A 23,288-nucleotide genomic window follows, 5' to 3' on the forward strand; every position below is an offset into this window, starting at 1 on the left:
GGGCTCAGCCGGCGCTTGATGCCGGCGCTGGCGCCGTGCGCCTTGAGAATCTTCCAGAATCCCTGGCGCGTCATCTTCGCGCCGTTGCGGTTGGTGAAGAGAATGGATGAGGCGGTGCGTCGCGTCAGCTCCGGGCGCACCTTGACGAGATACTCGCGCAGCCGCTCGATCGCCTTGCGCCCCAGCGGCACCAGGCGCTCCTTCGATCCTTTCCCCATGCAGGTCAGATAGCCCACCTCCAGGTTGAGGTCCTCGACCTTCAGCGACAGCAGCTCCGACACCCGGATGCCGGTGGCGTAGAGAACCTCGAGCATCGCCGCATCGCGCAGGCCGAGGGGCTTGGTCGGATCGGGAGCGGACAGCAGGAGGTCGACCTCCTCGAAGGTGAGGAAGCGCGGCAGACTCTTCCAGGTGCGCGGCGCGTCCAGCTCTGAGGTCGGGTCCTGCTTGGCTTCTCCTTCGGCGAGCAGGAAGCGGTAGAACATGCGCAGCGTGTTGATGGCACGCGCCACCGATTTGGGAGAAAGGCCCGACTGTCTCAGGGAGCGGACGTGGGAGAGGAGATCCTGGCGCCGGGCCCGGTTCAGCGGCACCTTCGAGGCCTTGAGGAAGGCTTCCAGCCGCTTGAGGTCGCGGCCGTAGGCTTCCTGGGTGTTGACCGACAGCCCGCGCTCCACCGCGAGGTGCTTGAGGAAGGCCGGCACAAGCCGGTCCGGGCTCATCGCTTGGCTCCTTCCAGCACGAAGGTCACGGGACCGTCGTTGATCAGCTCGACTTCCATCATGGCGCGGAAGTGGCCGGTGGCCACCTCCAGCCCGTGCCCCCGGAGCTTCTCCACGAAGGCGTCGAAAAGCGGCCGGGCCTCTTCCGGCGGCGCAGCGTTCACGAAGCTGGGCCGCCTTCCCCTTTCCAGGCTCCCCGCCAGGGTGAACTGCGACACGGCGAGCAGCGCGGTGCCCGCGTCGAGCGAGGAGCGATTCATCTTGCCTGCTGCATCTGAAAAGATGCGCAAGTTTACGACCTTGTCCGCGAAAGTGTCAAGAATTACCGCGTCGTCGCCGCGCTCGATTGCCACCAGCAGGAGCAGCCCTTGCCCGATCTTGCCGACGACGCGTCCCTCCACGCGCACCTCGGCGCGCGACACCCTCTGGATCACGATCTTCACGGCTTTCTCCGCAGGCGCGCCGGCAGGAGCGTCATCACTTCCTTGACCTCCTGGCTTCCGAAGATCCATGCGGTGGCGAAGAAGCAGCCGGCCGACACGGTGATCGCGCCCGTCAGCGCGAGAGCCCGTATCGCGACCGGCTGCGTGCCCTCCATCCACGGAAGCCGGCCCAGGCCCCAGGCGACCGCGCCCATCACCGCGCCCGCTCCGCAGGTCACCAACAGGCTGCGTCGCAGGTGCGAGTCCCAAAGCTGCCCCCGGCGGCGCGAGAAGAGGACGAACAGCAGCGCCATGTCGAGCAGGGAGGAGATCGAGGTCGAAAGCGCGATGCCGCCCGCCTTGAGCGGGCCGCGCAGCGCGAAGTTGAGCGCCAGGTGGATCCCGAAGGTGAGCGCCCCGACCTTCACCGGCGTGCGGGTGTCCTGGTGCGCGTAGAACGCGGCCGCCAGGACGTTGACTGCGGCAAACGGCAGCAATCCGATCGAGTAGTAGGCCAGCACCTCGGCGGTAAAGACGGTCGCCGTCGCGTCGAAGCGGCCGCGCTCGAACAGCACGCTGATGATCGGCACGCGCAGGACGATCAGGCCGATCGAGGCCGGCATGCAGATGAAGAAGATCAGCTGCATCGCCGTGCGCAGCGTCTGCCGCACCTCCTCGCGCTTCCCCTCGGCCGCCAGCTGCGACAGCATCGGCAGGATGACGGTCGACAACGAGATGGCGAAGATCCCCAGCGTCAGCTCGGTGACTCGGCCCGCGTAATAGAGGTAGGAGACGCTGCCGCTGGCGAGCGACGAGGCGAACTGCGAATCGATGACCAGGTTGAACTGGGTAATCCCCGCGCCAAAGATGCGCGGCAACATGAGACGACCGACCTGCCGGATGCCGGGATCGGTGAAGGAAACCTCGGGGCGGAAGGTCATGCCGCGTTTGATGAGCGGCGGAATCTGGATGAGCAGCTGCAGGCAGCCGCCCACCAGCACCCCCCAGGCGAAGGCGTAAGCGGGCGAAGAGAAGCTCTTCGAGAACCACAGGGCCGCGCAGATGATCGACAGGTTCAGCAGGACCGGCGTGAAGGCGGGCAGCGCGAAAGAGCCCAGCGAATTGAGGATGCCTCCGGCCAGGGCGGCCAGCGATATAAAGAAGATGTAGGGAAACATCAGGCGGTTGAGCTGGATGGTAAGCTCCCACTTGTCGGGCGACACCTTGAAGCCGTAGGCCAGCACCTTGACGATCTGCGGCGAGAAGACGATGCCCAGGATGGTGATGACCAGCAACACCAGCAGCAGCGTCGTGAACATGCGGTTGGCGAAGCGCCAGAGCTTCTCGGGATCGCCTTCCTTGAGGTAGCGCGCGAAGGTAGGGACGAAGGCGGAGGTCAGCGCCCCTTCGCCGACCAGCCGGCGCAGCAGGTTGGGAATGCGGAAGGCGATGATGAAGGCGTCGGAGACATTCGCGGCGCCCAGGACGCTGGCCTGCAGGTTGTCGCGGAAATAGCCGAGGATCCGGCTGAGCATGGTGGTCACGCTCATGGCCGAGGCGCTTCGGATCATCCCCGACTTGCCCGACGACATCCCGCCGCGTAGCCTCCGCCACGTCGCTTGACCGGCCTGCAGCGCCGGAAGACCGCGTATTCTGTCAGAAGCCGGCGCGCCGCTCAAGAAACGTGCGCGCCATGATTCCTCGGAGCGCGCGCCCCGTCCGGCAGGTGTGGTATTCTTGCCCCCCTTCGAGCGAGGGAAGCCGCTTTCAGAGAGGTCGAGCCATGGCAAGCGTGAACAAAGTGATCCTGATCGGAAACCTGGGGCGGGACCCGGAGGTCAAGTACACCCAGAATGGCACGGCGGTCGCCAACCTGAACATCGCCACCAACGAGGTCTGGACCGACAAGGCGGGGCAGAAGCAGGAGCGCACCGAGTGGCACCGGGTGGTGGTGTGGGGCAAGCAGGCCCAGGTTCTCGGGGATCTGCTGACCAAGGGGAAGCAGGTCTACGTCGAAGGCTCGCTGCAGACGCGCTCGTGGGACGATAAAGACGGCAACAAGCGCTACACCACCGAGGTGCGGGCGGTGCGCGTGCTGCTGATGGGAAGAGCGGCGGAAGGTGGGGGCCGCATGGATCAGGAACAACCCGCCGCCGAGATCGAGATGCACGACACCGCCGACGAGGAAGTCCCCTTCTGAATCAGGGAGTCGCCTTCAGCTTCTCCTGAGCGTCGCGGGCGAAATCGCCGTCGGGATACTCCTTCACGATCCGATCGTAGACCTGCCTCGCTTCGTCTTTCTTCCCCATCCCTTCCAGACAGCGCGCCTTGTCGGCCAGCGCCGCCTGCGGCGGATAGTGGGAAGCATCGGCGCGCGCCAGCTCGTCGTAGATCGCCAGCGCCTTGTCCGCTTCGCCCTTCGCCTCGTAGGCGTGCGCCATCGCCGCTCGCGCCATCGGCGCCGCGTAGCTGTCGGGGTTGGAGTCGACGAAATCGCCCAGCGCCTTCAGCGCATCGTCGGTGCGACCCAGCTGCTGCAGCGTCACGCCACGGTAGTAGAGCGCGAGCTTCCCCGACTTGGAGCGTGGATAGGTCTGCAGAATGGAGTCCATCTGCGACACCACGGCCTCGAGCTTCGCCTGCTCGGTCGGATAGCTGTTGGGCGTCCCGGCCGCCCCCGGCGTGGTATTCAGCATGTCGATGCCGCGCCCCAGCAGCGCCGAGGCCTTCTGCTCGCGCTGCTCCATGTACTGGGCGAGGAGCAGTCCTCCCACGATTGCCGCGACCGCGATCCCCCCCAGCATCAGGACTTCGCGGACATGGTCCTCCATCCAATCGGAGAACCTCCCCATGGCGGTGACGAACTCGTCCCGCTTCATCTCCTTGCGGGTAATCCTTGCCATCTCCGGATACCTCTCTTAATTAATGGTGGGCCTGGAGAGAGTTGAACTCCCGACGGGGGGATTAGGAATCCCCTGCTCTATCCATCTGAGCTACAGGCCCGTTGTTGTATTTTAAGACTCTTAGACGTTTGGGGATTCTAGCAGATCCGGCCAGGGTCATGCCTCCGTGTCCCTCCCATGTCCACGAGGCTGGACCGGGCGGGGACCCGAGTCGTCTCTTGACACTTCGCTCCGCGCGGCGATACCTTGCAGGACCAAACGGCCCGACGTGAGGCCCACTCCATGCGGCCAGGACTCATCCTCTTTCTTGCGCCCCTTGGCGTAGGATTCGCCCTTATCCTTGCCTTTCCGGCCGGGGCGCGTCCTGCGGACCGCGCCGCCTCCCCGGCTCGTCTTTGCGAGCCTACCCCTGAAATCCGCAAGGCGTTGGATTCTCTCGACTCGGAGAAATTCGAGCGCATGCCGCCGGGCAAGCGACGCGCGGCGATAGAAGCACAATTGCGATCCTGGCTCGAGGACAGCCCGGATGACATTTTCCTGCTGCGAAGCCTTCAGAGCCGGAGTCGCGCCACTGAAGGCCGCAAGTCTCTCGCCGAAGAATATGCCCGTCTCCTGAGCACCCATTCCGGGGATGCGCGCTACCTCTATTTGTATGGACGTGCCCTTCTCTGGTCGGAAAGGAATGACGAGGCCGTTGCGCGATTGCGCGAGGCAGCGAAGCGCGAACCGCGGTTCCCCTGGTCTTACATGGCTCTCGCCTCCCACTATGCCTATGGTCCGGACAAGAATCCTGGGGAAGTTCGAAAGCAGCTGCGCCGTTTCTGGGAGATTTGCCCCGACACCCTGGATGCATATTCCTACGTCTCCCAGGCCGAAGACCCCAGCTTCGAAACTGAAGCGGCGACCCGTCTTCGAAAGACCCTGGAGTCCCGCCGGGATGCCGAAGCGATCTCGTATTGGGGCACCCTTTGGGCCCTCGAATTCAGGCTCCGTCCGTCCCCGGAACATCCCGCGGTTCGGCGGCAGATAGGTGCCGACTTGGAGCGCCTCCGATCGCTCGCAAGGGCGGACGAGAAGGAGTGGTACAGGACGCTGCACGAAGGCTACGAGATGGCCGGCAACGAAAAAGAAGCAGCCTGGGCGGAGAAGCAATTCCTCAGGCGCTTCGCTTACACCGACGACGCATTCGATTGGGTCCGTGAGAAGTGGATGAACGAGCACCCCTACCCCGGCGACCCGAGATCTCCCGAGGCGAAGGTCTATTTCCATGATCTCTACGGCGAGTCGACGAAGTGGGTGAGAGCCTGGCCGCAATCGGCCTTGGCAAAGTTCGATCGCCTTTTCGCCGCCGGCAACATCGACCAACTTCCGGATCGGGAAGTCCTCGCGGCCATCGACGATTTCCTCAGGGGGCAGCTTGAGGATCCCGATGGAATTCGCGGTGTGCCGCCCCTCGAGTTCAGTGTCGCGCGCATCTACCTGGATCGCGGAATCCGTGTGAATCGGATCCCCGTCTTGATCGACGAGACCCTTCGAGAAGAGGAAGCAAGAATCGAAAAGGAATCGGACGAGGGGAGCGAGGCCAGGCGGCAGGATGAGCGCAATCTCGAGCAGACGCGCTTCGCGAGCTGGCCTCTTCTTGCAGAAGCCTACCTGAAGCTGGGGCGTTTGGAGGAGTCGAAAAAGGTGGTGGCCCGTATGGAGCAGGCGCTTTCCGAAGCCGCTTCGAAGAAGGCGGCTTCGCCGGCTGGGGCGCGACCGGCCATGAAGGAGACGAAGCGCTCAGGGGCCGAAGAAGAGAGCGACGCGGATCGAGCCCTTGCGGAAGCCTTAAAGCGTGGGCAGCTCTACCACATGAAGGGACGGATCGCGGAGCTGGAAAAGCATCCCGCCGATGCCTGGACCTACTATCGCGCCGGACTCCTCATTATGCCGGCGGCGGTGCAGGATAGCCGGGATCGGCTCGAATCGGATGCGCGACAATTGTGGAAGAAGCTCGGAGGAACGGAGGAAGGGTGGCGGATCGCCCTTGAAAAGTCGACGTCGGAGATCCAGGGGAGCATCGGTGAGGCGAGCGGCTGGCAGGAGAAACACCTGCCTCTTCCGGAATTCGAGCTGATCGATCTTGCGGGCCGACGTTGGACCCGGGCGGAGCTCAAGGGGAAAGTGAGCTTCATCAATATCTGGGCGACCTGGTGCGGTCCCTGCCAGGGCGAGCTGCCCCACCTCCAGAAGCTCCATGAGAAGCTTCGCGGGCGATCCGACGTCCAGCTGCTGACGTTCAATATCGACGGGAATCCCGGAGTCGTCGAGCCGTTCATGAAGAAACAGGGCTATACCTTTCCCGCCCTTCCCGCCGGCCCCTACGTCACCCGATTCGTGGGCTCCGTCGGGATTCCCCGAAACTGGATCGTGAACCGGGAAGGAACGTTGATCTCGGAGCAGGTCGGCTACGGCAGCCAGGGAGACCAGCAGTGGATCGAGCAGATCATGGCGCAGATCGACAAGGCCATCGCGAGCCCTTGAATAATTTCGCTGGAAGGTCGTGAGTGCAGACGAGGAGCGCAGAAGCGAAGGCGACGGATCCTAGAAACGCACCAGGGTATGGATCTGCGGGACCTGGAGCTTGCTCCGGCCCTTCAGGAACTCCAGCTCGATCACGAAGGCAGCGCCGACGACGGTGGCCCCGACCTTGGCCGCCAGGCGCGCAGCCGCCGAGGCGGTGCCGCCGGTGGCCAGGAGATCATCCACCAGCAGGATGCGCTCCCCTTGCAGGAAGGCGTCGCTGTGGATCTCCAGCGCGTCCTCGCCATACTCGAGCGCGTAGGACTCCTTGACCGTTTCCCAGGGCAGCTTCCCCGGCTTCCGCGCGGGGACGAAGCCGGCGCCCAGAGTCACCGCCAGCGGCGGGGCGAAGATGAAGCCGCGCGACTCGATCCCGAGGACCTTCGACACGCCGGCGTCGCGGAACGGCCGCGCCAGCTCCTCGACCGTCTCCTTGAGGAGTCCCGGGTGGCTCAGGATCGGGGTGATGTCCTTGAACAGGATCCCGGGCTTGGGGAAATCGGGGATGTCGCGGATGACCTGCTTGAGCCTCTGTTCCACGCTTGCCGCCTCCCCGCTCATCTAGGTGATCTCGAATCCTTCTGAAGAAGGGAGCGCTTCTCCCGACTCCAAGCGCACGGAATCGACGTGCGATCCCGGCGGTCCCTGTCTCAAAGCTTGCTCGAACGCCGCCAGCGCTTCGTCGGTGCCGCGGGCGACCGCCTCCACCGAGCCGTCGGGAAGGTTGCGCACGTAGCCCGCAAGCCCCAGCCGCCGCGCGCTGCGACGCGCGAAGTACCGGAATCCGACTCCCTGGACTCGTCCTTCGATCAGATATCTTTGGACCCGCATGGCGGGATTATCGACTGGTCGGGGCGAGTGGATTTGAACCACCGACCCCTTGCTCCCGAAGCAAGTGCGCTACCAGGCTGCGCTACGCCCCGACTTTCCCTGTCTGCAGGGAGCGAGAACCTTAGCATCCGCCGGGGATTACCGTCAACCACAAGCAGGGCTTGACGGGCGCCGCGGCAATCACCCGCGGGGCTTGACGCGCGCGGCGGCGAGAACTACTCTGGAGCCCTCGCCACGCCGGGAGCCATTCATGCCGATACTTCGCAGCGTCTGTCCCCTCGATTGTCCCGATGCCTGCAGCCTGGAAGTGACCGTCGAGCATGATCGCGTCGTAAAGGTCGACGCCGGGGCCGGCAATCCCCTCACCGGCGGCTACATCTGCGCCAAGGTCCGGAAGTTCCCCGAGCATCTCTACTCCCCCGAGCGGATCCTCCACCCCGCGGTGCGCGCCGGCAACAAGGGCGAAGGACGCTTCCGCGACGTCTCCTGGGACGAGGCGCTCGACCTTCTATCCGGCCGCCTCGCCGAGGCGAAGCGGCAGTTCGGCGGCGAGTCGATCCTGCCGGTCTCCTACGGCGGATCCAACGGGCTGCTCTCCCAGGACACCACCGACGCAAGGCTCTTCTACCGGCTGGGCGCCTCGCGGCTGGCGCGCACCGTCTGCTCGGTGCCGACGCGGCTGGCGGCCGAGGGGCTGTACGGTCGGATGCCATGTGTCGCGATGGAGGATTTCCTCCATTCCAAGCTGATCGTCATGTGGGGCTTCAATCCGTCGGCCTCGGGAATCCATGCGGTTCCGATCATTCAAGAAGCCGTGCGGCGCGGTGCGCGGCTGGTCATCGTGGATCCGCGGGCGACACCTCTGGTGCCGCTGGCCACCCTGCACCTGGCGCCGCGCCCCGGCACAGACCTGCCGCTGGCGCTGGGAATCATCCGCTGGCTCGCCACGGAAGGGCGGCTCGATCGCACCTTCCTGGAGCGGCACGCCACGGGCCTGGAGAAGCTCCTCGATAAGGTGCAGCCTTGGACGCCGGAGCGCGTCGAAGCCGAGACGGGTGTGCCGGCGGCCGACCTCGAAACCTTCGCCAGGCTGTACGCCGATTCCTCTCCGGCGATGCTGCGCTGCGGCTGGGGGCAGGAGCGCAATCGCAACGGCGGCTCGGCGACGGCCGCGATCCTCGCCCTGCCGGCGCTGGCCGGCAAGTTCGGCGTGCGCGGCGGCGGCTACCTGTTGAGCAATGGCAAGGCCTATGGGCTGGATCCGCTCACGGCGGCGCGCGAGGCGGCCCCCCCCACGCGCGAGATCAATATGAACCGGGTCGGGGAGACGCTGTGCGATGGCGTGCAGCCTCCGGTGAAGCTCCTGTTCGTCTACAACTCCAATCCCCTGGCGACGCTGCCGGCGCAGCGCAAGGTCCTGGCGGGGCTGCTGCGCGAGGATCTGTTCACCGTCGTCTTCGACCATGTCCTGACCGACACCGCGCGGTACGCCGATCTGATCCTGCCGGCGTCCACCTTCCTCGAGCGCTACGAGCTGAGCCGCGGCTACGGCTCGATGGTGCTGCAGGAAGCGCCCGCGGTCGTTTCCCCGGTGGGCGAGTCGCGCTCCAACCAGGAAGTCTTCGGCGATCTCTGCCGCCGGCTGGAGCTCACCCGCCCCGGCGAGCCGGAGACCGACCAGGAGCTGCGCGGCGCGATTCTCGATGCCCATCCTCAGGGTGCGAAATACCGCGAAGGCCTCGATGCCTCGCGAATCGCGCATCCGCCCACCGGCTATGCGCCACTCCCCTTCGTCGACTTCCTTCCCTGGACCGACGACCGAAAGGTTCACCTCTTTCCGGAGTCGCTGGATCGGGAAACGACCGGGGGCCTGTACACCTACCGTCCCGACCCGGCCTCGGAACGCTATCCTCTGGCCCTGATCTCCCCCGCCAGCGGCCGCACGGTCAGCTCCATGTTCGGGCAGATGTGGAAGGGTCCGGCGCGGATCGACATCCATCCCGACGATGCCGCGGAGCGTGGGATCTCGGACCAAGATGTCGTCCGCGTCTTCAACGACGCGGGCGAGGTGCATCTGGCGGCGCGCTGCACCCCCGCGGTGCGCCGCGGCGTGTTGGTGATCCCGAAGGGGCTTTGGCTCCGCCATACCCTCAATGGAGCCACCTCCAACACCCTGGCCCCCGACTCGCTGGCCGATTTCGGCGGCGGCGCCTGCTTCAACGACGCGCGAGTCCAGGTCGAGCGAATGGTATAATCCCCGCCCCTTGGCCCAGACGATCCCGGTCCTCCCGCCGCGTCGCGGGTCTCCGGGTTGCGCCCGGGCTGGCACAACCGACACTGAGACCCGAGGATCGCCTCCGCCATGCCCGTGCCCACGCCGTTCCATCCGCGCACCTCCGCTCTGTGCACCAGCTATCGCTGGAAGGACTGGGCCGGTTATTACGCCGTCTGCTCCTACGACACCAACCACGATCGCGAGTATTTCGCTTTCCGCCATGCCGCCGGGCTGCTGGATGTCTCGCCGCTGTTCAAGTATCGCGTGAGCGGGCGCGACGCCGCCGAGTTCCTGGCTTTCGTCATGACGCGCGACATCCGCAATCTCAAGCTCATGCAGGTGACCTACACCTGCTTCTGCGACGCCCGCGGCAAAGTCATCGACGACGGCACCGTGGCGCGCCTGGGCGAAACCGATTACCGCGTGACCTCCGCATCCCCTTCCCTGCGCTGGCTGCAGGAGCATGCGCGCGGCTTCAACGTGGAAATCCGCGATGAGTCCGAATCCGTCGCCGCCCTGGCGCTGCAGGGGCCGACCTCGCGCAGCGTCCTGAAGACCGCCTGCGAGGGGGGCGACCTCGACCGGCTGCGCTTCTTCCGATTATCCCGCGCCCGCATCGCCGATCTGCCCGTGGAGATATCACGCACCGGCTACACCGGAGATCTCGGCTACGAGATCTGGATGCCGGCGGAGAACGCCCTGCCCGTCTGGGATCGGATCCGGGAGGCGGGCGAGGCCTACGGATTGGAGCCGGCGGGGCTCGACGCGCTGGACGTGACCCGCATGGAGGCGGGGTTCATCCTGCAGGGCGTCGATTACTACAGCGCCACGCGCTGCCCCATCGAGTCGCGCAAGAGCAGCCCGTTCGAGATCGGCCTGGGATGGACCGTGGACCTGGAGCGGGAAGGCTTCGTGGGGCAGGAAGCGCTGCAGCAGGAGAAGCGCGGCGGATCCCGCTGGTCCCTGGTGGGGCTCGACATCAGCTGGGAAGAGCTGGAGGCGCTCTATGAGGAGCACGGCCTGCCGCCCCATCTGCCGGCCACCGGGTGGAGGACGGCGGTGCCGGTCTACGACGGCAGCCGCCAGATCGGCCGCGCCACCTCCGGCTCCTGGTCGCCGCTGTTGAAAAAGAACCTGGCGCTGGCGAGCCTCGAGGCGCGCTACGCCAAGCCCGGGACGAAGGTGCAGATCGAGCACACCGCCGAGTACGAGCGGCGCACGGTGCTGGCGACCGTGGTGCCGCGTCCCTTCTTCGATCCCGAAAGGAAGAAAGCCTGATGCCGCCGGTCTACGACGCGCTGATCCTGGGAGGCGGCCACAACGGGCTGGTCTGCGCCGCTTATCTCGCCAAGGCCGGCCGCAAGGTGCTGGTCCTGGAGCGCCGCCATGTCCTGGGCGGCGCCGCGGTCAGCGAGGAGATATACCCCGGGTTCCGCTACTCGGTTTTCTCCTACGTGGTCAGCCTGCTGCGCCCCGAGATCATCCGCGACCTGGAGCTGCCGCGCTTCGGGCTGCAGCTGATCCCGCTGGAGTGCGCCTTCACGCCGCTGCCCGACGGGCGCTCCTTGTGCCGCTGGTCCGACTCCGAGCAGACGCGGCGCGAGATCGAGGTCTTCAGCAAGCGCGACGCCGAGATTTATCCCTCCTATGCGCAGTCGATGATGCAAATGGGGCGCTTCGTCAAGCCGATTCTGGCGATGACGCCGCCCGATCCCACTTCGCGCAATCCGGCGGAGCTGTGGGAGCTGCTGCAGATGGGGCGCCGCTTCAAGGCGCTCAGCGAGGAGGAGCGCTTCCTCAAGCTGAAGATGTTCACCATGAGCGCCGTCGATTTCCTGGACCGCTGGTTCGAATCCGACGTCCTCAAGGCCACCATGTCGGTGAGCGGCATCATCGGCACCTTCCAGGGGGTGCGCTCTCCCGGGACCGCCTACGTCCTGCTGCACCACTACATGGGGGAGATCGACGGCGCCTTCCGCTCCTGGGGCTTCTCGCGCGGCGGCACCGGCCAGGTGAGCCTCGCCATTGCCGACGCCGCGCGGCATTTCGGCGCCGAGATCCGGACGGAGGCGGGGGTAGAGAGGATCCTGGTGAAGCAGGGCGAGGCCACCGGCGTGGTCCTCGAAGGGGGCGAAGAGATTCGCGCCAAGAAAGTAATCTCGAGCCTCGATCCGCACCGGACCTTCTTGAAGCTGGTGGGCAGCGAGAATCTCGACAGTGAGTTCGTCGAGTCGATCAAGCGCTACAAGCTGCGCGGCAGCTCCGGGAAGGTCAACCTGGCGCTGGACCGCGTCCCCGAGTTCAGCTGCCGGCCGGGCATCGGGCCGCACCTGCGGGGCGACGTGGCGATTTCTCCGAGCATCGACTACCTGGAGACGGCCTACGACGAGGCGAAGTATGGCGCCTTCTCGAAGCGCCCCTTCCTCAACGTGGTCATTCCGTCCCTGGTCGATCCGTCGGTCGCGCCGCCCGGCAAGCATGTCATGTCGATCTTCGTGCAGTACGCCCCCTATCATCTGAAAGAAGGCGCGCAGGCCTGGCCCTCGCAGCGCGAGGCGTTTGGCGATGCGGTGGTCGACACCCTGGCGGAGTACTGTCCGGGGCTGAAAGAGTCGATCCTGCACCGACAGGTCCTCACTCCCTGGGACATCGAGCAGATCACCGGGCTGGGGGAAGGCAACATCTTCCAGGGCGAGCTCTCGCTCGAGCAGATCTTCTTCCTGCGTCCCGCGGCGCGCTGGGCGCGCTATCGAACGCCTATCCGCAAGCTGTGGATGTGCGGCTCGGCGGTCCACCCGGGCGGCGGCATCATGGGCGCACCCGGCGCCAACGCGGCGCGCGAGATCCTGCGCGGCGGTGGGGCATGAGCGAGAAGACGATGGAATACGACGTCATCGTCATCGGCGGCGGGCACAACTCCCTGACCGCCGCCGGGCTGCTGGGAAAGGCCGGCAAGAAGGTCCTGGTCCTGGAAGCCCGAGGCATCCTGGGCGGCCTGGCGGCGCTGGAGGAGTTCCATCCCGGCTACCGCAGCCCCGGCGTCCTGCACGACACCGCCGGGGTGCGACGCGGCATCGCCGACGCGCTGTCGCTGGAGCGCCACGGCCTGTCCTTCCGGACCGACGAAGTGCCGACCTACCTGTGCCAGAGCGGCGGGGGGGGGCTGATGCTGTTCCGCGACCCCGCCGCCGGAGCCCCGGAGATTCGCAACTTCTCGCGCGCCGACGCCGACCGCTATCCCGAGTTCCGGGCTTTCCTGGATCGCATCCGTCCCTTCTTCCAGCGCCTCACCGACCAGCCCGCGCCCGAGCTGCAGGAGCTGAGCCTCGGGCATCTGTTCGAACTGGCGGGATCGGCGCTGGCGCTGCGGCGCCTGGCCGAGAAGGACATGCTGGAGGTGCTGCGCATCGGACCGATGTGCATCGCCGACTGGCTCAACGAGTGGTTCGAAGGGAAGCTTCTGAAGGCCGGGATCGCGCACCAGGCGATCCTCGGGAGCTGGTTGGGTCCGTGGTCGGCGGGATCGGTGGTGACCTTCCTGCTCGGCGAGCTGAGCACCGACCGCGAGGTGGAAGGCGGCGCCCCGGCCCTCATCCAGGCGCTCGCCAAGGCATGCGAGAGCAACGGGGTCGAGATCCGCACGCACGCCCCGGTGGCACGCATCCGCCCCGGCTCCGTGGCCATGGCCGGGGTCACGCTGGCGGACGGCACCGAGATCGAAGCTCCCGTGGTGGTCTCCGGCTGCGACCCGAAGCGCACCTTCCTGAAGCTGATGTCGCCAAGAAATGTTCCCGCAGCGCTGGCGGAGACAATCAGCCTGTGGCGCATGCGCGGAACGACGGCCAAGGTGAACCTGGCCCTGAGCGGACCGCTGGAATTCTCGGGACGTCCGGGGGCGCACGTCGAGGCGGCCCGCACCGGCGAGGAACCCGACGATCTGGAGCGCGCCTTCGACGCCATCAAATATGGCAGGTTCTCCGAGGCGCCGATCCTGGACCTGCGCGTTCCCACCCTGAACAACCCGTCCCTCGCCCCCGCCGGGCACCATGTCGTCTCGATGCTGGTGCACTATGCCCCCTATCATCTGCGGGGAGGGTGGACCGACGAGCGGCGCGAGACGCTTGGCGAAGCCGCGGTGGAGGCCCTCGCGAAGCACGTGCCGTCGCTGCGCGAGCGTCTCGTCTCCGCCGAGCTCCTCACACCGGTCGATCTGGAGGAGCGCTATGGCGCCACCGAAGGACACTTGCTTCATGGCGAGCCGGCGCTCGACCAGCTCTTCTCCCTGAGGCCGCATCCTTCCTGCGCGCGCCATGCCACGCCCATCCCGGGCCTTTTCCTGGCCTCCGGCGGGACCCATCCCGGCGGCGGCATCAGCTGCGCTCCCGGCGCGCTCTGCGCTCGCGCGGTCCTGCGCAACAAGCGCTAGGAGTTCTTCCTCCCGTACGGAGGAGTCCACCTGGAGTCGGTGCGCCCGGCTCGAGCCACCGCTTCTTTGGCGCAACTCGTTGGGTAGGCCGTGCCACATGGTTGCCTTGATCACGAACCGGAGTCGACATGAAAATCGGAGTTATCGGTGCTGGCAGCATGGGAAAGATTCTGGCTCTCAACCTCGTCGAGCTCGGTCATCAGGTCTCGATTGCGAACTCGCGAGGACCTGAGAGCCTGACCGCGCTGGCGGCCGAGATCGGCGCTACGCCCGCTTCCGTCGTCAGCGCCGTCGAGGGCTCGGAAATCATCATTCTTGCGATTCCAACGAAAGCCGTTATCGAGCTTCCGCGGGCGCTGTTCGCCAGCGCCCCGGGCGGAGTCGTCGTAATCGATATCGGCAATTATCATCCCGAGCTTCGCGACGGCCGCATTGAGGCGATCGACCGGGGAATGCCGGACAGTCAATGGGTTGCGCAGCAGATCGGGCATCCGGTGATCAAGGCGTTCAACCATATTCTCGCGAAGAGTCTGCTCGAGAAAGGCGTTCCGCAGGGAGCGAGAAGGCGGATCGCCCTTTCGGTTGCAGGCGATTCGGCGGAGGCGAAAGCAACCGTGAGCGCCCTTGTCGACGATCTTGGCTTTGATCCCGTCGATGGGGGAACTCTGGCAGATTCCTGGCGGCAGCAGACCGGGACTCCAGCTTACTGCCGCGATCTTGAAGCCGCCGCTCTCCGGCGCGCCCTCGCCGAGGCTGACCCGAGCAGGATTGCGGAGTATCGTGCCGAACGGGAGGCTCAGATCAAGGCGTCGTTGACACCATGAAGGACAGGAGTGGGTTCCCACGGACGCTCGGGAAGGGCCGTGAGGGAGCTTCTGCTCAGCGATTCGGAGGGTCCGGTGGCGTGGTGACGGGACGCAGCTCGTCGCGTGTACGGACGACCCCGCCCTTGACGACGTAGCGTATCTTCCTGAGGTTGTGAATATCCTGGGAAGGGTCGGCATCCAGGACCAGCAGATCGGCCTCTTTTCCCGCCTCGACCGTGCCCCATCGATCCAGTTTCCTCATGGCGCGCGCCCCTTCGCGAGTCGACGAGATCAGCACCTCCATCGGCGTCATCCCCGCAGCCTGCATGGCCTCCATCTCGGCGAACACCGATGCCCCGTGCAGCGTCAGCGGGTTTCCCGCATCGGTGCCCATGGCGATCGGGATGCCGGCATCGCGCACCTTCCTCAGATTGGCGGAGCCGACGGTCAGCTCTTTGCGGACTCTCTCAGTGAAGGAGTCCATGCGCGCGCGATCGAAGCCGGAATCCAGCGACGCGCTGCTGCGGACTTTCTCGAGGGTTTCGGGATCGACGCAGCCGCCCGGATCGTCCACCTGGGGCTCCTTCTTTTCGACGCTCGCGGCTGCCAGCCGCCGATAGCCCTCGAAGACCGTCAGGGTCGGGCAATAGATCGTCCCCTGCGCTTTCGCCTTCTGCAGGAAGGCGTCGTCCACCTCGAGGTCGCCCACGCTGTGCACCAGGAGCGCGGCACCCGCCGCCAGGGCGGCCTTCGCCTCCTTCAGCCCCGTGGCATGGACGATCAGAGGAATGTTGAGGCGCTTCGCCTCGGCCCCCGCCGCCGCCACCAGACGCGCCATCTCGTCGAAATCGCGCTTCGGGTCCACGATGAACCAGACCTTCACGGCGTCGGTGCCACGCGCCGCCAGAAACCGGACGCCCGATTGCGCCACGGCTTCGTCGCTCAGGTAGACGAGCTGCTTCTCCCCCGGCAGGTTCAGCCAGAAATCAGTCGTCGAAAGGAGAGGTCCCGCCGCCGCGACATGCGGAGCGAGAGGATCCGCTTCCGCGCGCCCCCTCAAATCCCAGGTCCAGGGGTAGCCGCCGACATCGAACACCGCCGTCACGCCGGAGCAGAGATAGGAGCGGAAGAAGCGCTCCGGGTGCTCCTTCAATCCGGCGATCACCCCCTCGTACGGGAGGCTGCTGCGCACGTCGATGAAGTCGGGACGACCGTCGGCCCAGCCGGTCTGCGAAAAATGGACATGCGCGTCGATCAGCCCTGGCGTAATCCAGGCGCCTTTCAGATCCAGGACCGTCACGCCCGACGGGACGGGGCACTTCGTCCGGCTTCCCGCGCATTCGATCTTCCCGGCGCGCAGGACGACGACCGAGTCGGGAGCGGCATTCCCGCCCACCGCATCGAGAAGTGTCCCCCCGACAAGTGCTCGCGGCGGCGGCGGGACTCCCGGCAGAGCGGGAAAGGCGGTGCTCACGGCGATCCGCCATCCTTTCGGTGTCTCGAGGAAGAAGCGCTCGGAGATTCCCGATTCCTCGCGGGCCCCGTAGCGCACCCGATAGCGGTAGGTGCCGTAGACAATCCCCGGCTTGACGGGCACGAGCTGGAGGTCCAGACCTTCGAACAGGTCGGGCCAGGCGCTGCCGGTGGATTTGCGCAGCCCTTCGATCCCCAGCTCGAAGCCGGTGGGCCCGGTGCGCGCCAGCTTGTCGGAATCGAGGTAGCAGGCGAGGTAGGCGTCGCGGTCTTTCTTGCGGATGGCGTCGAGGTTGCTCTGGAAGAGCTGCTTCGCCTGCTCGAGATCGCGCGAGCTGTCGGAACCGCGGGCAAGAACGGGCAGGACGCCGATCGAAATCAGGAACAGCAGGCAGGCAATGCGGCGAACGGCGGGCTGGAACGCCCTCACGGCGCGGCGGACGCGGCGCCGAGGTCGGCCGCCAGCAGCCGATGGAAATGATAAGCGGCCATCTCGATGGCGGGAGCATAGACGCCGCGGTCGTAGGCGGGCGAGCCCAGCCCGCGCTGCACCGATTCGCTGATCGAGACATCCTCTTCCTGCACCCGGTGGCTGGCGGCGACGCTGCGCCGGATGAACTCCTGCGCCTCGGGCCCTTCCGTCTGCTCGAAGAAGAAATCGAACACCACCAGCGTCCGGTCGTGCGACAGCGGCACCACCCAGTTGGTGTCGAGAATCGGCCCGTAGCGGTTGATCATGAAGTTGGGATAGATGAAGGCGTACAGCGCCTCGGCGCCGATGCGCTCGGAGAAATCGCCGCCCGCCGCCTCGGGGGCCTCCTCCGGCGCGCGGACCGACTGGATCGACAGCCGCTCGAACAGCTCCGTCTTGTAGCTCTTCAGATCGAGCTGGCCGGCCAGGGCCTGGTGCAGGAAGGAGACGTGGTAGCCGCCGTCCAGATAGTTGTCGACGTAGACCTTCCAGTTGCAGCGGATCTCGTAGCTCTTGCGCGCCGCGAAGCGCAGCTTCGAGGTCCCCATCGCCTCGAGACGCTGGTGCAGGTCGCGCAGCGGCTCGTCCAGAGGCGGCGGGTCCTCACCTAGATAGAGAAAGAGCAGCGGCCCCCAGGGTTGTACGGCGGCGGTCCGCATGCCGAAGCGGTCCCGCTCGAAGACCTGGCTCTTGCCGAGCCGCGGGGCTTTCAGCAGCGAGCCGTTCAGGTCGTAGGTCCAGCCATGGTACGGACAGGTGAGCTCTTCCAGAGTTCCCTCACCGGAGCAGACCTCGGCGGCATGATGCCGGCAGACATTGTGCAGCGCCCGGATCGTCCCCTCGCGATCGCGCAGGACCACATAAGGATCCCCCGCCAGGCAGCCGGTGAAATAGCTCCCCGGGCCCGCGAGCTGATCGACGCGGCCTACCGCCTGCCAGCTGCGCCGGAACACCTGCGCCCGCTCGCGCTCCAGAAACGCCGGATCGACGTACCAGGAAGCGGGCGGGGTCCAGGCCGCCTCGATCGGCAGCGAAGCATCGAAGCGGCGGATCTCCCGATTGAAGGCATCGAGGCTCATGGCAATCCTCTCACGCTCCCGTCTCGGGCAGGCTGGCCCAGCGCGACGTCCCGACCAGCTTCACGAAGGTGCAGGGCCCGTGATCCTCGTGCAGCACCTCGCTGCCCCGGCGCAGGATGCGCCACAAGTGCTGATCCCGCCCGCGCCCGATGGGGAGCACCATCTTGCCGCCATCCGCCAGGTGATCGAGCAGCGGCTCGGGGACGACCGGTGCGGCCGCCGCCACCAGGATGCCGTCGAAGACCTCCCCGGCCCCCAGCCCCAGCGATCCGTCGCACACCTTGACCTGCACGTTGGACAGCTCGAGGGAGGCCAGGACCTGGGTCGCCTTGCGCGCCAGCTGCGGGATGCGCTCCACCGTGAGGACCTCGCGCGCCAGCCGCGCCAGGATCGCCGCCTGGTAGCCCGAACCCGTCCCCACCTCCAGGATGCGGTCCTCCGGCTTGATCTCCAGCAGCTCCGTCATGCGGGCCACGATGTCGGGCTGCGAGATTGTCTGGCGAAAGCCGATCGGCAGCGAGTGGGTGCCGTAGGCCTTCTCCATCAGCGCCTCTTCCACGAAGAGGTGGCGCGGCACTTCCAGCAGCGCGTGCAGCACCAGGGGATCCTGGATGCCGTTGTCGCTGAGGCGCTCGACCATCTTCTGGCGGCGCAGTCGGAAATCCACGCCCACTCCTAAGGCTCTAGGCCGAAGCCGTTTTCTTTCAGCTCCTTCAGGAGCCCGTAATGCGTCAGATCCAGATGCAGGGGAGTGAGCGAGACCAGCCCTTCGCTGATGGCTGCGAAGTCACTGTCGGGATCCTCGTCCCATTTCGGCGGAACCCCTCCGAGCCAGTAGTACTGTCGACCCGAGGGATCGACCCGCTCCACGACCCCCTGATGGTAGGTCCTTCTCCCCTGGCGCGTCAGCCTCGCCCCCTTGGGCGGCAACCTGGGAACGTTTACGTTGAACAGGGTCCCTGGCGGCAGCGGCTGGTCCAGGATGCGGCGCGCCAGCCGGGCGGCGTACTCGGCGGCCGGACCGAAGTCTATTTTTCCCTCATGCACCTCCTGCGAAATGGCGAAGGACGGGACGCCCAGCAACGTCCCCTCGAAGGCGGCCGAGACCGTTCCCGAGTAGGTGATGTCGTCTCCCAGGTTCATCCCGCGGTTGATTCCCGACACCACCAGACGCGGCCGGGTCGACAGGAGGTTCAGGATCCCCAGATTGACGCAATCGGTGGGGGTCCCGTCGACGCTGTAGCGCCGCTGGTCGAGGCGGTTCACCCTCAGGGGACGGTGCAGCGTCAGCGCATGGGACATGGCGCTCTGCTCGCGATCGGGCGCGATGACGGTCACTTCCCCGACTTCTTCGAGAGCGCGGCCCAGCGCTTCCAGCCCCGGCGCGGCGATGCCGTCGTCGTTGGTCAGCAGGATGGACGGGAGCGGGTGACTCATTGTGGGGCCACACTATAGCACAGGGCGATCGACGGCCATGCCGGGAACGAAAGGGTATAATCCGCGCATCCGCGCATGGCTCCGGCGGACGAGTTTCCCGACGTGGGAATCCCGTCCGCCGCAGAGCGCGAACGCGAGGGAGGAACGAGATGGACTGGCAGGAAATCCGCCTGGGTGACGACGAAGAAGACTTCGAGGACGAGGACGACGAGGACGACGACGGCGCGGATGAGGAAGAGGACGACGAGGAGTTCGAGGACGAGGACGACGAGGAAGAAGCGCCCGGAGGCGAGGGCTGGAGCGTTGCCTGAGGGGGCTCGGACTCCTTAATTGAAGATACACCCGGGAAAAAGATTGAAATGGTCGGGGCGACTGGATTTGAACCAGCGACCACTTGCACCCCAAGCAAGTGCGCTACCAGGCTGCGCTACGCCCCGACCCTTTGGAAGTCGGGAATCTTAGCGGCGCGCGGCTGGGAGTGTCAAATCGGAGGAAGACGGTCCGGCGAGGCGGGACGCAGCCGGATCGGGTGACGAGTCCTCAGGATTCCTCGGAAATCTTCGAGTCGGTCTCATCCATCAGCGAGAGAATCTCGGCGAGCGAAGTCCGCATGTCGTCCTGGGCCTGCATCAGCTCCAGCGTCTCCGCGGCGGGGCCGTCGTCGAGTTCCTCGACCTGCGGCCGGGGCATCTCGCTGTCCATCCCCAGCTTCTTGCGCGCCCCGGCGATGGTGTATCCCTCCTCGTAGAGGAGCTTCTTGATCTCCAGGATCATCTCCACGTCGCGCGGGCGGTACACGCGCTGCCCGGTCCGGCTCTTGTCCGGAGCCAGCTGCGGAAACTCCGACTCCCAGAAGCGCAGCACATAGGGCTGAGTGTCGGTCAGAGAGCAGACCTCGCCGATCTTGTAGTAGTGCTTCTTGGGGATTTCCATGGCTCGATCCTTGCGCTTGGGAATCCGCCGATCCCCGAATTTGCCCTCGGAGTTTAGGCAATCCTCCGCGGGCCTGTCAATGCTGCGCTTCTAACCGTCCTTGCGCCCGGAGCGGCCGTAGCGATCCTCCAGGCGGACGACATCGTCCAGCTCCGGGGTGCTCACCTCGAACAGCTCGGAATCCTCGAGCGCCTCCAGGCGGTGCCGCGTGCCGGGCCGGACGCGCCGGGCGTCTCCCGGGTTCATGAACACTTCCACCAGCGCTCCCGCCTCTGCGATCCAGAGGCGCGCCTTGCCGCGGGCCAGGTAGAAGGTCTCATCCTTGCGGTCATGGTACTGCAGGCTCAGGATCTCCCCTTTTCGCACCACCAGGACCTTGCCGGCGTAGCGCTCGGTCTCCGCGAAGATGATCTCCTCACCCCAGGGCTTGCTGACTCGGCGCACGGTGTCTCCTAAGAGATGGCGGGGACGCTGCAGGCCCGTCCCGCCGGCAGCCGATCTCCCAGACGGTTCTGGAGCAGATCCTCGATTTCGCGGGCCGAGCCCAGGGAGAGCGCCGCGCGCGACAGCTGGTGCATCTCGGCCATCGAGATGCTGCGCAGGAGGTGCTTCACCTCCGGGATGGCGGAGGGTTTCATGCTCAGCTCGCGGATCCCCATTCCGGCCAAGAGCGCGGCGCACAGCGGGTCGGCGGCCATCTCGCCGCACAGCGTCACCCGGATGCCGCAGGCCCGCGCCGCTTCGGTCACGCCATGAATCTGCCGCAGCACCGCCGGATGGAGCGGCCGGTACAGGTGCGCCACGTTGGGATTGCCGCGGTCGATGGCCAGGCTGTACTGGATCAGATCGTTGGTGCCGATGCTGAAGAAGTCGACCTCGCGCGCCAGGATGTCGGCGATGGCCGCGGCGGCGGGGGTCTCGATCATCGCGCCGAAGCTGATGCGGTCCGGAACGCTTATTCCCTCCGCCAGAAGCTCGCGGCGGCAGCCTTCGAGGGCCTCTTTTGCCAGGAGGATCTCCTCGCGATCGGTCACCATCGGGACCATCAGCGAAAGCCCCCCTTCCGCGGCGGCCCGCAGGAAGCCGCGCAGCTGCGCACGGAAAATGTCCATGCGCCGCAGGCAGAAGCGGATCGCCCGCAATCCCATGACCGGGTTGGCTTCCTCTTTCTCGAGAATCCGGTGGAAGTATTTCTCTCCGCCGAGGTCCAAGGTGCGAATCACCACCGGCAGCGGGCTCATGGTCTCGGCCAGCTTGCGGTAGGTGGCCCGATGGTCCTCCTCGGTGGGAAGATCGGGGGCCAGGTGAAGAAACAGGAACTCGGAGCGGTAGAGCCCCACTCCCTCGGCGCCGAAGCGCAGCGCGGCGCCCGCCTCGTCCGGAAGCTCGAGGTTCGCCTGCATCGTCACGGTGGCGCCGTCCAGGGTGATGGCGGGATGCTTGCGCTCCTGCAGCAGCGACTCTTCGCGCTTTTTCTCCTGGACCGAAGCCTCCAGGTACTCGGAGCGCAGCGCTTCGGGCGGGCTCACGAAGACCGTGCCGCTGCGCCCGTCCACCACCAGGCTCTCGCCGCCCCGCACCTCCGAGACGATGCCGCGCAGCCCGACCACCGCCGGTACGCGCAAGGCGTTGGCGATGATGGCGGTGTGCGACGTCTGGCCCCCTTCCTCGATCACCAGCCCGGCGACACGGTCCCGATTCAAGAGGACCAGGTCCGAAGGCGACAGGACCTTCGAAACGATGATCACGTCTTCCTTCAGCTCCGCCAGATCGTGGCGCTGCCCACCGGAGAGGGCCTGCTGGATGCGGGCGTGGACGTCCTCGACGTCGCTGCCGCGATCGCGGGCTGCCGCCTCTCCCAGCCCGGAAAGGATCTTCAGGTACCGCTCGACGATGCCGCGCACCGCCCACTCGGCATTGACCTGGTCGCGCCGGATCGTCTCGGTGGTCTCGCGGATGAGGGAGGAATCCTCCAGGATCATCAGTTGGGCGTCGAAGACGCGGGCATAGCCCTCGCCCGCTTCCTTGAGGGCCTTGGCACGCGCCTGCAGGAGCTGCCGTTTGCAGCGCACAAGCGCCCGGCGCAGCCGGGTGATCTCCCGCGCCACGCGGTCCGCCGGGACCGGGACGCGGAAGATCGAGCCGCTGGGCGTCTCCAGCAGGAGCGCGCTGCCGACGGCGATCCCCGGGGACACCCCCATGCCGCGCAGCGTCTTGCCGGAGCTGCGGACCTCGTTCATCGGCTCTCCCCGAAGCGCGAGCGCACCAGGGCCGCGAGGGCGTCCACCGCCTGCTCGGCGTCGGGCCCTTCGGCCGACAGCAGCAGGCGCTCTCCCAGCGAAGCGGCGAGCATCAGCACGCCCAGGATCGATTTGGCATCCACCGTTCGTCCATCCTTGGAGAGGGTGATGCGCGAGGTGAAGCGGGAAGCGACCTGGACCCAGCGCGCCGCGGCGCGCGCGTGCAGTCCGAGAACGTTGATCAGTGTGACCTCGCGGGTGATCAAGTGGAGTTACCCTGGCGGCCTGCTGCCCGGCTTCTCCAGGTAGTGCGTGGCGAGCTGGATGGCTCGCTGGCCCACGTCCCGCAGGCGATCGGCGGCTTCGTGCAGCGTCCCGGGGGCGTCCTGCACGCTGGGGACCTTCACCAGCATGGGCAGGTTCACCCCGGTGACGATCTCGACGTTGTGCTCTTTCAGGAAGGGAAGCGCCACGTTGGTCGGCGTCCCTCCGAACATATCGGTGAGGACCAGAACCCCGCGTCCCTTCTCCGCCTTTTCCAGGGCCTCGCGTACCCGGCGACGCGCCGACTCGACGTCGTCGTCCCAGCCGACGCTGACCGTCTGAATGCCGGCGGCGGCGCCCAGGATCTTCTCCACCAGCCGCGCCAGCACCTCGGCCAGATCCCCGTGGGCCACGATCAGAACTCCGAACCGCTTCCCGCC

General features: G+C 66.4%; 23 protein-coding genes and 3 tRNA genes. 8 read left to right on the top strand and 18 right to left on the bottom strand.

Features of this window, described 5'->3' with window-relative positions; all coding sequences use genetic code 11:
• The 3 genes from VFW45_11160 to murJ form a co-directional block, all read right to left on the bottom strand.
• The coding region (locus VFW45_11160) for a tyrosine-type recombinase/integrase (GenBank protein HEU5181345.1) at positions 1–722 on the bottom strand (722 nt) is incomplete at its 3' end.
• Positions 719–1,165 carry a D-aminoacyl-tRNA deacylase gene (gene dtd / locus VFW45_11165; GenBank protein ID HEU5181346.1) on the bottom strand — a complete coding sequence of 149 codons (447 nt, stop codon included), beginning with the start codon at positions 1,163–1,165 and terminating at the stop codon, positions 719–721. The genes dtd and VFW45_11160, both read right to left, overlap by 4 nt.
• Complete coding sequence (gene murJ / locus VFW45_11170) at positions 1,162–2,736, bottom strand: murein biosynthesis integral membrane protein MurJ (protein ID HEU5181347.1); 1,575 nt, start codon at positions 2,734–2,736, stop codon at positions 1,162–1,164. Before murJ ends, dtd begins: the two co-directional genes overlap by 4 nt.
• Before the next feature lie 191 nt (positions 2,737–2,927).
• Here murJ and VFW45_11175 point away from each other — a divergent pair, with 191 nt between their 5' ends.
• A complete protein-coding gene (locus VFW45_11175; protein HEU5181348.1) occupies positions 2,928–3,344 on the top strand; it encodes a single-stranded DNA-binding protein in 417 nt (138 codons plus the stop codon).
• A gap of 1 nt (position 3,345) precedes the next feature.
• Here VFW45_11175 and VFW45_11180 read toward each other — a convergent pair whose 3' ends face one another.
• Together VFW45_11180 and VFW45_11185 are read right to left on the bottom strand one after the other, a co-directional pair.
• A complete protein-coding gene (locus VFW45_11180) occupies positions 3,346–4,047 on the bottom strand; it encodes a tetratricopeptide repeat protein (protein ID HEU5181349.1) in 702 nt (233 codons plus the stop codon).
• A 23-nt stretch (positions 4,048–4,070) separates the two neighbouring features.
• Positions 4,071–4,147, bottom strand: a tRNA-Arg gene (locus tag VFW45_11185).
• A 938-nt stretch (positions 4,148–5,085) separates the two neighbouring features.
• On the opposite strand from VFW45_11185, the gene VFW45_11190 reads away from it, so the two are divergent.
• A complete protein-coding gene (locus tag VFW45_11190) occupies positions 5,086–6,573 on the top strand; it encodes a TlpA disulfide reductase family protein (protein HEU5181350.1) in 1,488 nt (495 codons plus the stop codon).
• Between the two features lie 60 nt (positions 6,574–6,633).
• Here the strand turns inward: VFW45_11190 and VFW45_11195 are convergent, their stop codons facing one another.
• The 3 genes from VFW45_11195 to VFW45_11205 all read right to left on the bottom strand — a co-directional run bounded on the left by VFW45_11195 (position 6,634) and on the right by VFW45_11205 (position 7,535).
• Positions 6,634–7,152 carry an adenine phosphoribosyltransferase gene (locus tag VFW45_11195; GenBank protein HEU5181351.1) on the bottom strand — a complete coding sequence of 173 codons (519 nt, stop codon included), beginning with the start codon at positions 7,150–7,152 and terminating at the stop codon, positions 6,634–6,636.
• 21 nt (positions 7,153–7,173) lie between these two features.
• Positions 7,174–7,443, bottom strand: coding sequence for an acylphosphatase (locus VFW45_11200; protein HEU5181352.1), 270 nt, complete (start codon positions 7,441–7,443; stop codon positions 7,174–7,176).
• Positions 7,444–7,458: 15 nt separating this feature from the next.
• Positions 7,459–7,535, bottom strand: a tRNA-Pro gene (locus VFW45_11205).
• 158 nt (positions 7,536–7,693) lie between these two features.
• On the opposite strand from VFW45_11205, the gene VFW45_11210 reads away from it, so the two are divergent.
• The 5 genes from VFW45_11210 to VFW45_11230 all read left to right on the top strand — a co-directional run bounded on the left by VFW45_11210 (position 7,694) and on the right by VFW45_11230 (position 14,968).
• Complete coding sequence (locus VFW45_11210) at positions 7,694–9,697, top strand: molybdopterin-dependent oxidoreductase (protein HEU5181353.1); 2,004 nt, start codon at positions 7,694–7,696, stop codon at positions 9,695–9,697.
• Between the two features lie 108 nt (positions 9,698–9,805).
• Positions 9,806–10,996 (top strand): aminomethyltransferase family protein, encoded by a 1,191-nt coding sequence (locus VFW45_11215; protein HEU5181354.1) that lies wholly within the window; start codon positions 9,806–9,808, stop codon positions 10,994–10,996.
• Positions 10,996–12,585 carry an NAD(P)/FAD-dependent oxidoreductase gene (locus tag VFW45_11220; protein HEU5181355.1) on the top strand — a complete coding sequence of 530 codons (1,590 nt, stop codon included), beginning with the start codon at positions 10,996–10,998 and terminating at the stop codon, positions 12,583–12,585. The genes VFW45_11215 and VFW45_11220 overlap by 1 nt, the downstream gene beginning before the upstream one ends.
• Positions 12,582–14,144: an NAD(P)/FAD-dependent oxidoreductase gene (locus VFW45_11225; protein HEU5181356.1), complete on the top strand. Its 1,563-nt coding sequence runs from the start codon at positions 12,582–12,584 to the stop codon at positions 14,142–14,144. The genes VFW45_11220 and VFW45_11225 overlap by 4 nt, the downstream gene beginning before the upstream one ends.
• A 128-nt stretch (positions 14,145–14,272) precedes the next feature.
• Positions 14,273–14,968 (top strand): NADPH-dependent F420 reductase, encoded by a 696-nt coding sequence (locus tag VFW45_11230; GenBank protein ID HEU5181357.1) that lies wholly within the window; start codon positions 14,273–14,275, stop codon positions 14,966–14,968.
• A gap of 55 nt (positions 14,969–15,023) precedes the next feature.
• Here VFW45_11230 and VFW45_11235 read toward each other — a convergent pair whose 3' ends face one another.
• Genes VFW45_11235 through surE form a run of 4 tightly spaced genes read right to left on the bottom strand, consistent with a single transcriptional unit; the run spans position 15,024 to position 19,411 of the window.
• Entirely contained in the window at positions 15,024–16,853 is a 1,830-nt protein-coding gene (locus VFW45_11235) for an amidohydrolase family protein (GenBank protein ID HEU5181358.1), read from the bottom strand.
• Positions 16,850–17,974: an aromatic ring-hydroxylating dioxygenase subunit alpha gene (locus tag VFW45_11240; GenBank protein HEU5181359.1), complete on the bottom strand. Its 1,125-nt coding sequence runs from the start codon at positions 17,972–17,974 to the stop codon at positions 16,850–16,852. The genes VFW45_11235 and VFW45_11240 overlap by 4 nt, the downstream gene beginning before the upstream one ends.
• A gap of 10 nt (positions 17,975–17,984) precedes the next feature.
• Positions 17,985–18,641, bottom strand: coding sequence for a protein-L-isoaspartate(D-aspartate) O-methyltransferase (locus VFW45_11245; GenBank protein HEU5181360.1), 657 nt, complete (start codon positions 18,639–18,641; stop codon positions 17,985–17,987).
• 8 nt (positions 18,642–18,649) lie between these two features.
• Positions 18,650–19,411: a 5'/3'-nucleotidase SurE gene (surE, locus tag VFW45_11250; protein HEU5181361.1), complete on the bottom strand. Its 762-nt coding sequence runs from the start codon at positions 19,409–19,411 to the stop codon at positions 18,650–18,652.
• A gap of 149 nt (positions 19,412–19,560) precedes the next feature.
• On the opposite strand from surE, the gene VFW45_11255 reads away from it, so the two are divergent.
• Complete coding sequence (locus VFW45_11255) at positions 19,561–19,722, top strand: hypothetical protein (protein HEU5181362.1); 162 nt, start codon at positions 19,561–19,563, stop codon at positions 19,720–19,722.
• Positions 19,723–19,771: 49 nt separating this feature from the next.
• Here VFW45_11255 and VFW45_11260 read toward each other — a convergent pair.
• The 6 genes from VFW45_11260 to VFW45_11285 form a co-directional block, all read right to left on the bottom strand.
• Positions 19,772–19,848 (bottom strand) — tRNA-Pro (locus VFW45_11260).
• Between the two features lie 103 nt (positions 19,849–19,951).
• Positions 19,952–20,344 carry a MerR family transcriptional regulator gene (locus VFW45_11265; GenBank protein ID HEU5181363.1) on the bottom strand — a complete coding sequence of 131 codons (393 nt, stop codon included), beginning with the start codon at positions 20,342–20,344 and terminating at the stop codon, positions 19,952–19,954.
• Between the two features lie 90 nt (positions 20,345–20,434).
• Complete coding sequence (locus tag VFW45_11270; protein ID HEU5181364.1) at positions 20,435–20,788, bottom strand: cupin domain-containing protein; 354 nt, start codon at positions 20,786–20,788, stop codon at positions 20,435–20,437.
• 8 nt (positions 20,789–20,796) lie between these two features.
• A complete protein-coding gene (ptsP, locus tag VFW45_11275) occupies positions 20,797–22,584 on the bottom strand; it encodes a phosphoenolpyruvate--protein phosphotransferase (protein HEU5181365.1) in 1,788 nt (595 codons plus the stop codon).
• Positions 22,581–22,850, bottom strand: coding sequence for an HPr family phosphocarrier protein (locus VFW45_11280; protein ID HEU5181366.1), 270 nt, complete (start codon positions 22,848–22,850; stop codon positions 22,581–22,583). Before VFW45_11280 ends, ptsP begins: the two co-directional genes overlap by 4 nt.
• 6 nt (positions 22,851–22,856) lie before the next feature.
• A partial coding sequence (locus VFW45_11285; GenBank protein HEU5181367.1) for a PTS sugar transporter subunit IIA occupies positions 22,857–23,288 on the bottom strand: 432 nt, incomplete at its 5' end.

This window comes from Candidatus Polarisedimenticolia bacterium, assembly GCA_035764505.1.
GTDB lineage: Bacteria > Acidobacteriota > Polarisedimenticolia > Gp22-AA2 > AA152 > AA152.